Origin of the sequence: Dolichospermum sp. FACHB-1091 (genome assembly GCF_014697585.1) — a bacterium.
GTDB lineage: Bacteria > Cyanobacteriota > Cyanobacteriia > Cyanobacteriales > Nostocaceae > Dolichospermum.
In genome coordinates this window covers 36,998-48,955 of the sequence record NZ_JACJSB010000015.1, presented here as the reverse complement: position 1 = coordinate 48,955, position 11,958 = coordinate 36,998, and the positions used below count along the sequence as shown (strand labels likewise).

9 protein-coding genes are annotated in these 11,958 nt (G+C 40.1%); 5 read left to right on the top strand and 4 right to left on the bottom strand.

The window, feature by feature from the left end:
- Positions 1–187: 187 nt before the first annotated feature.
- The 3 genes from H6G25_RS11300 to H6G25_RS11290 form a co-directional block, all read right to left on the bottom strand.
- The gene (locus H6G25_RS11300) at positions 188–2,272 is read right to left on the bottom strand and encodes an NAD(P)H-quinone oxidoreductase subunit 5 (protein ID WP_190392564.1); all 2,085 of its coding nucleotides are present in this window, start codon (positions 2,270–2,272) and stop codon (positions 188–190) included.
- A 302-nt stretch (positions 2,273–2,574) separates the two neighbouring features.
- Positions 2,575–2,961, bottom strand: coding sequence for a thioredoxin family protein (locus H6G25_RS11295; protein ID WP_190392563.1), 387 nt, complete (start codon positions 2,959–2,961; stop codon positions 2,575–2,577).
- Positions 2,962–3,410: 449 nt separating this feature from the next.
- Positions 3,411–4,127 (bottom strand): NnrU family protein, encoded by a 717-nt coding sequence (locus H6G25_RS11290; protein WP_190392615.1) that lies wholly within the window; start codon positions 4,125–4,127, stop codon positions 3,411–3,413.
- A gap of 232 nt (positions 4,128–4,359) precedes the next feature.
- On the opposite strand from H6G25_RS11290, the gene H6G25_RS11285 reads away from it, so the two are divergent.
- From H6G25_RS11285 to H6G25_RS11270, 4 genes are all read left to right on the top strand, one after another.
- The gene (locus tag H6G25_RS11285) at positions 4,360–5,373 is read left to right on the top strand and encodes a LysR family transcriptional regulator (RefSeq protein ID WP_190392562.1); all 1,014 of its coding nucleotides are present in this window, start codon (positions 4,360–4,362) and stop codon (positions 5,371–5,373) included.
- 361 nt (positions 5,374–5,734) lie between these two features.
- The gene (locus H6G25_RS11280) at positions 5,735–7,114 is read left to right on the top strand and encodes a serine/threonine-protein kinase (RefSeq protein WP_190392561.1); all 1,380 of its coding nucleotides are present in this window, start codon (positions 5,735–5,737) and stop codon (positions 7,112–7,114) included.
- 33 nt (positions 7,115–7,147) lie between these two features.
- Complete coding sequence (locus H6G25_RS11275) at positions 7,148–8,191, top strand: PstS family phosphate ABC transporter substrate-binding protein (RefSeq protein ID WP_190392560.1); 1,044 nt, start codon at positions 7,148–7,150, stop codon at positions 8,189–8,191.
- A gap of 98 nt (positions 8,192–8,289) precedes the next feature.
- The gene (locus H6G25_RS11270; RefSeq protein WP_190392559.1) at positions 8,290–9,717 is read left to right on the top strand and encodes an ABC transporter substrate-binding protein; all 1,428 of its coding nucleotides are present in this window, start codon (positions 8,290–8,292) and stop codon (positions 9,715–9,717) included.
- 245 nt (positions 9,718–9,962) lie between these two features.
- On the opposite strand, the gene H6G25_RS11265 is transcribed toward H6G25_RS11270, so the two are convergent.
- Positions 9,963–10,691 (bottom strand): Crp/Fnr family transcriptional regulator, encoded by a 729-nt coding sequence (locus H6G25_RS11265; protein ID WP_028082691.1) that lies wholly within the window; start codon positions 10,689–10,691, stop codon positions 9,963–9,965.
- A 312-nt stretch (positions 10,692–11,003) separates the two neighbouring features.
- Here H6G25_RS11265 and H6G25_RS11260 point away from each other — a divergent pair, with 312 nt between their 5' ends.
- Positions 11,004–11,882 (top strand): DALR anticodon-binding domain-containing protein, encoded by an 879-nt coding sequence (locus tag H6G25_RS11260; protein ID WP_190392558.1) that lies wholly within the window; start codon positions 11,004–11,006, stop codon positions 11,880–11,882.
- The last annotated feature ends 76 nt before the right edge of the window (positions 11,883–11,958 follow it).

Genomic DNA, 11,958 nt, shown 5'->3' with positions numbered 1-11,958 from the left:
TAAAAGTAGATGTTTTTATACCTTATACAGCAATCTTAACTTAAATAAACCTATATGCAACATTATCTAAATTCCTTCCTTCTTCCTTCGCTTACTTCGCTCCTTCGTGGTTCATTAACTCCGCGTCCTCTGCGCCTCTGCGGTTCGTAAAAACAATCCAGGGGCGGACAAACCGCCCCCATTAAAATCAGGTAACACCAAAGAAAATCACCAAGCCCAAAACAGCCCCAAAAACGATCAGAGCATAGAATTGAACCCGACCACTTTCCAAGTATTTCAAACCTTCACCACTGACAAGAGTAAAGAAACCCGTGAGATTAACAGCGCCGTCAACAACGCGGAAATCAACTTCCATAACTTGTCTAGCCACACGACGCAAACCGAGAACAAAGACACGATGATAAATATCATCAAAGTACCATTTATTCAAGGATAAATCATAGAGTGGTTGAATTTTAGAAGCGATCGCACTAGGATCAATTTTGCGAGCCAAATACATCAGCACCGCGAAAGTAATCCCAATCACAGAAACCGCCACAGAACTACCAGCCATCACATAAAACTCATGGGGGTCAAATTCCGCAGCCTTTTCCATAACTTCAGCTAAAGTTTCGCTAGGAGGAAAGATAAACTGCTCAAAATAATTGGCGTAGGGAGTACCCACCAAACCAATTAACATAGAAGGAACAGCCAAGACCACCAAGGGTAAACTCATAGTCCAAGGAGACTCATGGGGAGAATGGCTGTGTGCGTGGGAGTCATGGGAATGACTATCTAATTCTCCCTTTTTCATCGCTCCAGGACCGAAATTAGGAGCTAATTCTGCTGTCCCTGACTTCTGTGCTAAAGCAGCAGCGGCATTTTTGAGTTTTACCTTGATTTTCTCGTCATTACCCCGGAATTTACCCTCAAATGTTGAGAAATACATTCTAAACATATAAAAAGCTGTAATTCCTGCTGTCACCCAACCAATAAACCACAGGAAGGGGTTAGCAGCAAAGGCCGCGCCCAAAATTTCATCTTTTGACCAGAAACCGGCAAAGGGAGGAATCCCGGCAATAGCCAAGCAACCAATCAAAAATGTGAAACCGGTCACGGGCATATATTTCCGCAGTCCGCCCATTAAGCGCATATCTTGCGCTAGTACAGGGTCATGACCAACAACTGCTTCCATACCATGAATTACTGAACCAGAACCCAAGAATAACATCGCTTTAAAATAAGCGTGGGTCATGAGGTGGAATAAACCGGCGCTGTAAGCACCCACACCCATGGCCATGACCATGTAACCGAGTTGGGAAATGGTGGAATAAGCCAAACCCTTTTTAATGTCATTTTGGGTAATGGCGATAGTTGCCCCTAAAAACGCCGTCAATGCGCCAGTAAAAGCAATTACGTTCATTGCTGCTGGCACATTTTCAAATACTGGATACATCCGGGCAATCAGGAATACACCCGCTGCTACCATTGTCGCTGCGTGGATGAGGGCAGAAATCGGTGTAGGACCTTCCATTGCGTCTGGTAGCCAGACATGGAGTGGGAATTGGGCAGATTTAGCCACAGGTCCAAGGAAGACTAAAATCGCCAACACAATGGCGAGGAAATTGCTAATAGAGCCAGTTTCTACTAGGTTTGATAGGCGATCGCCCATCACCATAAAATCAAAGCTTCCTGTCGCCCAGAACAGCCCCAAAATGCCTAATAATAAACCGAAGTCACCGACCCGGTTTGTAACAAATGCTTTTTGGCAGGCCTCCGCTGCGGCTTTGCGGTCATACCAAAAGCCCACTAGGAGGTAGGAACACATTCCCACCAGTTCCCAGAAAATGTAAACTTGTACCAGGTTGGGGCTGACCACCAAACCTAACATGGAAGAGCCAAATAAGCTGAGATAGGCATAAAAACGCACATAACCGGGGTCATGAGCCATGTAGCCATCGGTGTAAATCATCACCAAAACTGCTACTGTGGTGACAATGACCAGCATTAAGGCTGTAAGGTGGTCAATAGTGTAGCCCATAGTCAGGTGAAAATTTCCTGCTGCTGCCCATTCCAGGGTGCGGAGGTAAGGTGCATGGCCTTGAATTTGACTCCACAGCAAGGCCGACGACAGAACCATAGAAGCTCCCATGAGGGAGATAATGACTACAGCATTTAATTGTCGCAGGCGGTTTGTCACCTGATTGATCGAGATTAGCCCTAGACCGACTAGCATTGCTCCCAAGAGAGGTAATACTGGAATCAGCCAGGCATACTGATAGATTAATTCCATCACTAACGCCTACTTTTAGAATTCTGTACAAATAAAGGGTGAGTTAACTGAAGAATCAGAACTGTTAGTAATTGTGACACAGACCCTTGAGGATAAAATACCCCACCCGATACCCTTTGAGTGGGGTGTTAAGCATGGTTTTAGATTTGGGACTCACCAAGCACCAAATTAATTAAAATAGCTGACTGAGCCTACTGTACTGCTTACGCTTCTAAAATAGCCTAACAGTCAGCCTTGGGGCTATAAAATTTCTAAAAACTTCTGCTTTTTGTCTTTTGTTACTTACCCTTAGTCATATTTAATTATACATTGTTGTATTCTAGTTCGGCTGTTTTTATGCCAGTGTCAGTTTTATTAGTGATGTTGTAAGTAAATTGAATTGCTTCTAAGGCTTGACGTAAATCGTCTCTACCACAAAAACCCTCTAAGCGTTGCTTGACTATTCCTTTTTCAATTAGCAGTAAAGTCGGTAGGGATTTGAGGCGATAGGTATTAGACAACTTGAAATTTTGATCAGCGTTGACTCCGGCTAACTTAATTTCATCACCACATTGGGCTTGAAATTGCAATAAAAGCGGGTGAATAACGCGACATAAAGCACACCAGGGCGCTTCAAAGTAAACTAAAACGGGAACTGGAGATGCCAAAACTTCTTGATTAAATGTCCGTTCACTGACCGAAAACACCATGATGCCTCTTGGAATATAAGGTTTTTATATGAAAACAAAAACAATGGTCAGTAGCAGCAATTGGTAAGTCATGAAAAGAACATCTGATTTTTAGATTTTTCTGTGGAGAAATAAACCACCGTCAATGTCACGCTGGCTGTTCTCAATGTTCAAATCTTGATTGCTATTGACTACTACTGCCCTATAAAACTTTGACAATGCTGATAGCGTATATTGCTGTAGTTCATACATTGCTGTTTATTTCCCGTTTTTACTAAGGTAGAAAGCTACTTATTGTTTACGGGGATAAATTCTGTCTGAGACTGGGGAGCAAATCCTTTTTCCCACCTTAGTGAAAAACAATCTCATGATAGATGCTAAAGTTTATCCTACATTGTTTTGGTAGCAAGTGATGATCACAAACTTTTATTAAATTTATATTTTTTGTTGATCTTAGGGATCAGACGAAACTACCACATTATCCTACTTGTTGCCACGAATAACAAGGGGTGAGACCACCATAATAAACCAGTAAAAATGGCAACTCCTAAATAAGCAGGACGCAGAAATTCTTGCCAGTTTAAGGATTGACGGCCATCAATAATTGCTTGAAAGGGAATAATAGAAGTCCGCTGCTTGAGAAGTGCAAAGGCTTCTCCATAGCGTTGACTTAAACGGTGATCTCCATGCCATACTCCAAAGAGGTGATGTAGTATCAGGCCTATTGAGGTAACCAGGGTGAAGCTAGTACCTAACCAAAGAGTATGGGCTACACACCAAATTACCTGTCCCACCATTTGCGGGTGACGGGTAATACGGATAATTCCTGTTTCATAAAGATGAACTTGGGGCTTTTGAATAGCGGCAATTTCTAGTAAATTGAAGGTAGCAGGATATAAAAACAAAAAAGATATAGCAGATAATACCCAAACTAATGTTCTTACCCCTGGAATATCTTGCACTTGCCAAAGTTGCCATCCATCATAACGGTGATTAAAAAAGTAAACAATTAATATCACTGCCAAAGGGAGGCTGATTAATGCAAAGATAATGCGATAAAGCCGCGGTCCAATGTATTTTTCTGCCCAAGGACGCATAGCAGCACCTCCGCTATGGGCAATTGCAAAAGCTAATTGTAACCCCAGTATGACAAAATGACTGGGAGTAAACCAAGAATTGGGCATGATAGATAAAACTCAATTTAACATTCTCAAAAACGAAAGAAGTTACTATTTATGGGTAAACATCTTGAATTTTAACAGATTATACACGAAAGTATTTCTGTCAATATGTTGTGGTAAGTGTTTTAGTTAGTTCTTTAAATGTTAAATACTCCCTAAATTATGCCTAGTCACACAGCTACTCACCCCGATATATTTTTCCAGCTACTCATGCATCCAAATTTCTGGGTTAAGCCTTATGTCTGACCTTCCTTTTACATTAGATCAGTTGCGTATTCTCAAAGCGATCGCCCAAGAAGGGAGTTTTAAGCGGGCTGCTGATAGTCTTTACGTCTCCCAACCCGCTGTCAGTTTGCAAGTTCAAAATCTGGAAAGACAACTGGATGTACCCCTATTTGACAGGGGAGGCCGTCGCGCTCAACTAACGGAAGCGGGACATCTACTCCTCAGCTATGGTGAAAAAATCCTCAGTTTATGTCAGGAAACCTGTCGCGCTATTGAGGACTTACAAAATCTTCAAGGTGGTACATTAATTGTCGGCGCGTCCCAAACCACTGGCACTTATCTTTTACCGAAAATGATCGGCTTATTCAGACAAAAATATCCAGATGTGGCTGTGCAATTGCACGTCCATTCTACCAGGCGCACGGCGTGGAGTGTTGCCAATGGCCAGATTGATTTGGCGATCATTGGTGGGGAAATTCCCGCTGAATTGGGGGAATCTTTAAAAACTATTCCCTATGCTGAGGATGAATTGGCACTCATTTTACCCACGTCCCATCCCTTTGCTAAATTAGAAACAATCCAAAAAGAAGACCTATATAAACTACAATTCATTGCTCTCGACTCCCAATCAACCATCCGCAAAGTTATTGACCAGGTGCTGGCACGTTGTAATATTGACACCAGGCGGTTTAAGTTGGAAATGGAACTTAATTCCATAGAAGCGATTAAAAATGCTGTCCAGTCTGGTTTAGGTGCTGCCTTTGTCTCTACTTCTGCCATTGCTAAAGAATTACAAATGGGTGTTCTCCATCACGCACCTATTCAGGATGTTGTGGTAAAGCGCACACTTTGGTTAATATTTAACCCCAGTCGTTATAGATCCAAAGCAGCAGAGGCCTTTAGTCAGGAGATATTACCTCAATTTGCTAACCCGGTTTGGATTCATGATATGTTAAAGTTAACACAAATGGATCTAGTAGTAAATACGTTAGATCTAGCAGCACCCAACCCTACTGATGGCAGTTAAACCATTCCAGTGTCATTAGATTAATTGCTAATGACTACTGGACTGAATCGCACTTAATTTATCAATTTGATAATGCATAAATACCTAACTTACAGGACTTATCTAGGGCTTGCTGAATAAACATAAAACCATTTATTAACAAAGGGTTTTGCGGATTTTTACCACAAAAAAGTGCAAGGTTTTGGCTAATGGTGTCTCAAAATAGGTGCATTTTTCTTTGTCGGATTTGGAAAATTAAGGATATCCAGACAGTTAAAACTGTTCCCAGTTAAGAGTTCCCTGCCTTCACAGACAACTTTTTCAGCAAGCCCTATCTAGTTTAAATGCGTAACAGCTTAATCACCACTCACTAAATAGTAATATGCAAGTCCACTGCACTCGTCCCCACTGTCAACGTCCCGAAAATCACTTTGCTGATTTAGATGATATTCAAACTTTAAAAACAGTACAGCAGAAATATTGTATTACCTGCGGTATGCCTCTGATTTTACGTGACCGATATTTGCCAATTAAACTTTTAGGTCAGGGGGGTTTTGGTGCGGCTTTTTTAGCAATTGACCGCGATACTCCCAGTTTGCGTCAATGTGTGATTAAACAATTTCAGCCCAGCAGTAATTTAACAGAAGAAGCCTTAGAAAAAGCCAAAATTCTCTTTGCACAAGAAGCAGAAGTTTTAGAAAAAATAGGTAATGAACATCCGCAAATACCTAATTTATTTGCTTTTTTTACGATTACAGTTCCTAGTTTACAACCCTTACAAATAAATAAACCGGAGCAGTTTTTTTATTTAGTTCAGGAGTATATTCATGGGCAAACTTTAGAGGAAGAATTAATTCAACAGGGCAATTTTTCTGAACAAAAAGTGCTGGAAATACTCAAAGAAATTCTCCCAGTTCTCCAGTTTATTCATGACAGAAATATTATCCACAGAGATATTAAACCTTCCAATATTATGCGTCGTTATGATGGTAAGCTCTTTTTGTTGGACTTCGGTGCAGTTAAATTAATTGCTAATGCGTCCCCTAGTTCTACAGGCATTTATTCTTTAGGATTTGCACCTCCAGAACAAATGAAAAGTAGTCAAGTATTTCCATCTACGGATTTATATGCTTTAGCTGTTACTATACTGACATTGCTGACAGGACAAGAAAGCACTAAGCTATTTAATGCCTATACAAATCAATGGCAATGGCGGGCGCAAATCACCCTGAAACCGCGACTGGCAGATATTTTAGATAAAATGCTCCTACCTGCTGCTAGTGAGCGTTTTCAGTCAGCACAGGCGGTGCTAGAGGCTCTTTTTCCTCCCTCTGTCACCCGAACAACATCATCACAATTCCCAACTCAACCACCTAACCCACAACCAATTCAGCCCCAAGTATCAAATCAACCAACTTTTACTATTTGGGAATTATTATCTGGGGCTGCTTTTAGTGGATTTGAAGGGGCATTAATTGCGATCGCTTTTTTCGGTTTATCCAAAAATATTCCCATCACTTTCATAATTTCTGTTGTGATTTTAAGTGGTTTAATTTTTGCTCAAACTAGACGCTGGCTGGAAAAATTTGATTTGCTAATTATCCCGTCCATTAGTTTGACAATTATATTTTTTATTCCTTATTTACGAGGAGGTATTGGTATTGAGCAAATAATTATTTTAGCTGTGGCTGCGGCGTTAATTTCGATGATATCAACAACCTTATTTAAGCTCATTTATAAATTATTATCTTCCCTGCTTTAGAAAAAATATCCTTAACCCCAAAACCACAAACTTATGTCTCCCAAAAAAGAAACTCTCCCACTTTTTTTATCTCTGATTGCTACCATTAGTTTAATATTCGGTGGTTCGTGGTTTTTAATGGAACGTTGGGCAAAAATTAGTTCAAATATGACATCTAATTCTAGTAGTAATAATTCCCAAAACTTATTTTCTAATTCAGTAACTAGTTGCAACGTCCCTAATCTTCCCCAAGGGATTTTTAGTTATGGTGGTAGTACCACCTGGGCTACTTTTCGTAAGGACGTAGATTCTGTACTACAAAGAATTTGTCCTCAGTTTGTTTTACGTTACATACAACCACTTTCTAATGACCCAGGTTCGGGTACTGGGATTAAAATGTTGATAGATAATCAACTCGCTTTTACTCAATCTTCCCGCTCTATTAAATCAGAAGAAACCAGCCAAGCGCAACAAAAAGGAATCCGGTTAAAAGAAATTCCCATAGCAATTGATGGTATTGCGATCGCAGTTAATCATAACTTAAATATCCCCGGATTAACCACTGCCCAGATTAAAGATATTTACACTGGTAAAGTTACTAACTGGCAAAAATTAGGTGGTGCAAATTTACCTATTATTCCCTTATCTCGCAGTCAAGAAGCTGGTGGTACAGTGGATTTTTTTATTGAATATGTTCTCAACAAAGACAAATTTGGCAAGAATGTTAGTTACATTGGTACAACCACAGAAGCAATCAGAAAAATAGCCAATACTCCGGGGGGAATTTATTATGGTTCCGCTCCTGAAATAGTTCCTCAATGTACTGTTAAATCCCTACCAATTGGACGAACAAAGGAGCAATTTGTCACACCTTATCAACAACCAGAAATAGCTCAGTCTCAATGTCCAAATCAGCGTAACCAGTTGAACACCGAGGATTTTCGCAATGGAAATTACCCAATCACCCGCAACTTATTTGTAATCATCAAACAAAATGGTCAATCAGATCAACAAGCTGGAGAAGCTTATGCAAATTGGTTATTAACACCTCAAGGTCAAGAACTGATTGAAAAAGCTGGGTTTGTGAGAATCAAATGAGCTTTATACCTGACCCTAAATCTTGTGGTGCGGGCATCTTGCCCGCTATAATTATACAAATTAAATGCAGTACAGTTGACAACCATCAGAAAAAACTTATGAAATGGAAAGGCAAAATACTCCCTATTATTTTCATACCCCTACTTTTGGGGTTTGGTTATTGGTGTTTTTTCATTATTGTTACTAATCCTAATCCGAAATCCTCTGATAATTTAGCAATAAATAGTGAAAATAAGCTAAATTCTCATCAATGGAAGGACGGAAATCAATCAATTGCACAACGAATTAGTTTTGGAGAAAAAATTTTAATTTCTGATGATGTTTCCCCAGGCAAAAAAGATGCTGCTAAGGATATTTTGGACAAAAATTATCAGCAAGCAATCACCAATTTAGAATCATCTCTAAAAATCAAACCCAATGACCCAGAAGCACTTATTTATCTGAATAATGCCCGCATTCGCTCTGGTAAAAGCTATACCATTGTTGTCTCTACACCTATTGGTAATGACCCGAATACGGCATTAGAAATATTACGTGGTGTTGCACAAGCTCAAAATGAGATTAATACTACTGGGGGAGTGAAGGGAGTGCCGTTAAAAGTAGGTATAGCTAATGATGACAATGATCAGAAAATATGTCAACAGGTAGCCGCAGCTTTGGTAGAAAACCCCGAAGTTTTAGGAGTAATTGGACATTATAGCAGTGACGCAACATTGGCCGCCGGGAAGGTTTATAATGATGGCAAACTAGTCGCTATTTCTCCTACTAGTAGTTCTGTAAAAATTTCCAATTTTAGTCCCTACGTTTTTCGCACATTAACTAGTGATTTTGTCGCGGCCAGAGCTTTAGCTAATTATATGGTGAAAACTTTGGGGAAAAAAAATGCAGCAGTTTTTTATAATGCTCAAAGCAACTACAGCCAGTCATTAAAATCTGAGTTTGTTTCCTCTGTTTCTTTGGAGGGTGGAGAAATATCAGGTGAGTTTGATTTATCTAAAGCTGATTTTAGCCCTTCATCTAGCATCGAAAAAGCATTTAAACAAGGTGCGGAAGTTTTAATGTTAGCTCCTAATGGTGAAACCCTAGATAAAGCATTACAAGTAGTGCAAGTAAATCAAAAACGTCTGATTTTACTCGGTGGTGATGCTGTCTATAGCCTCAAAACTTTAGAAATTGCCAGAGAACAAGCATTAGCCATGGTAGTGGCTGTTTCTTGGCATATTAATGGCAATCCTAATTCCCCATTTCCAGCCCAATCTAGAAAGTTATGGGGTAGTGATGTAAATTGGCGTGCAGCAACCGCCTATGATGCTACAAAAGCCTTTATTGCCGCCTTAGCAACTCATCCCAGTCGTTCTGGAATTCAAAAAACACTACTTTCATCAGACTTTTCCACCAGTGGTGCTGCCGGTTCCATTCGTTTTTTACCGTCGGGAGATCGAAATACCCCAGTCCAATTGGTGAAAATTGTCCCTGGTAAGCGCTCTCGGACTGGGTACGACTTTGAGCCGGTTCTGGAAAAATAGAAACACCGGGGAAAAACTCATTAGCAGCTATTGAGCATTTAAACTTAGGACTAGTTCTATAGGAATACTTGGCCAATTTTTAGCTGATCAATTTCAGCGCAGATTGGTGAAAATGAGGAGCAGGTTCAGGAACTAATTACCCAAAGTGGGTTTATCAAAATCCGCTGATACCTGCTATTGGTGTGTCCGAGAGTGGCAAGCTCTCAGGTAACATTGATCAATTTACTGCTCTTTCGAGATTTGAACTACCCATTATTCGCTGGTCTATTGATAGCATCTGCGGGTAAGCAAATTAAATTATCCCCTTGGGCCAGAATTAAGCCGCGTTGACGTAATTTACCCATTAAACGAGTGACAGTTACACGGGTTGAACCAATGGCGCTGCCAATTTGGGCATGAGTGAGGGGAAAGGGTAAGCAATAACCACGAATTACATCAGGATCAGTTTCGCTCATGGAAGGCTCGCCATATTCCTCAATCAGTAAGGTGAGAAATCCTAAGAGACGGTCAATTGTACGTCTTTGCCCTAAAGCACTTAACCAGAGTAACTTGCGCTGATGCTGATATCTAAAAGCATCCATAACTTCACGACGGAAGTGAGGCCAGTTGTCTAGATCATGCCAGTACATCCACAGTACCGCGGTTTGGTCAACGTGGGCAAAGGACTGGAGTGTAAATGGGGACTGAGCAACAATTTCAAAGGGTTGTCCTGCCCCTACAAAGCCCAAGAAGGCTTCTTCTGGAGTTCTGTTAATTCTTCTAGATGTTAACTGACTGGCGGTAGCACCTACTTGGGCAGTTCCTACCATGCGGATAGCGCCCCTTTGGACTAAATAGAGCAAACCAGGTCTGGCTGGAATGCGCTCATCTTTACTGAAGGTGCGGCAGCGGTAGTGTTCTTGGGCCCAGTCAAGAATGCGTTGCCAAGTCAAGAAGGGACGTGAAGCTTCGGAAAAGGAGGATTGAGATTGCATAAGTAACACAGAGCGTATGGCTAAAAAACAAAGACGTGATCAGAACAGTGCAAGGAGTGTCTTTGTCTGAATGGGGTAGAGTTAACGCTTAATAGCGCTAGTCCTCCGATAAGATAGAAAGCAATTTAGCTCCCTATTTTTTCTTATACTTCCTACTGTACAACGAGAGTACTAAACTTTACCCATCTTTTATACATTAATTCATCAAATTTTATCCTACTCTTATTTTTATGTACATAGAGTAAACTTCTATCTGAAGGTAGATGGAACAGGATAAAATGATGCACCTCATAAATTTTTTACAAGGAATACGTGTATTATCAACTACTTTTTAGTAAAAGCAAAGCTATTAAGCAGCTAATAAGCGGTTATTTAGCCTCTTGCTTCAGTGTTTTTACCAATGATAGGGGAATTACAGGCATAGAAAGTAGAAAAGTTCCTCTCTATCAGGGAGGATATAATCAAAAAATTCTATATATCTCTGGCATGGCCATGGGGATATCAAAATCTCAGAATTTACCCGTGATGGAAATTGCTCAGGCTATGGCCGGGCATTTATCCCAAAATAGTGATAGTTTATTTAGCGTTAAGGTAATTCCTCCCGGTTGGATTTATATAGAACTCATTGACTCTACCTTAGCAGCTTGGTTACAAAATTTGATAGTTTTTCCCGAAAATGGATACTTGGTAAATAATTTTCTGGATTACCAATTACCAGTCACTAATGATCAATCACAAATTTCATTACATTCATTAACAATTTTTAAAATTCAATACGCCCATTCCCGCTGTTGTTCTTTATTGCGCTTAGGGCAGAAAGATGGATTAATTGAGCTTGATAAAACAGGTACTAAAAGTTATTTTTCTGTGAAACCGATACCTTTACTTAATGGTGATCAAAAACTTCTGCTTAATCACGCTGATGAAATGTTACTGATGCACCAATTAGTAAAATTAGTGGACGATTTAGTTTGTCCTGACAGTAGTAGTTCTATTAACTGGGAAAAAGCGGCTGAGAACTTGAGTCAAGCTTTTGAGAAATTCTGGGGTAGTTGTCGCATTTGGGGAGAAGTAAAAATTAAGACTCCAGAATTGTCCCAAGCTAGGTTAGGACTACTGATAGCAACTCAGTTGATTTTAAGGTCTGTGTTAGAAAACAAATTGAGGTTAGTTGCACTGGTAGAACTTTAATTTATATTAACAAAAACTTCTCGAAAATCTATTGACAAAATACATATCTCTAGCTATAATTCTAATCGTGTGAGGA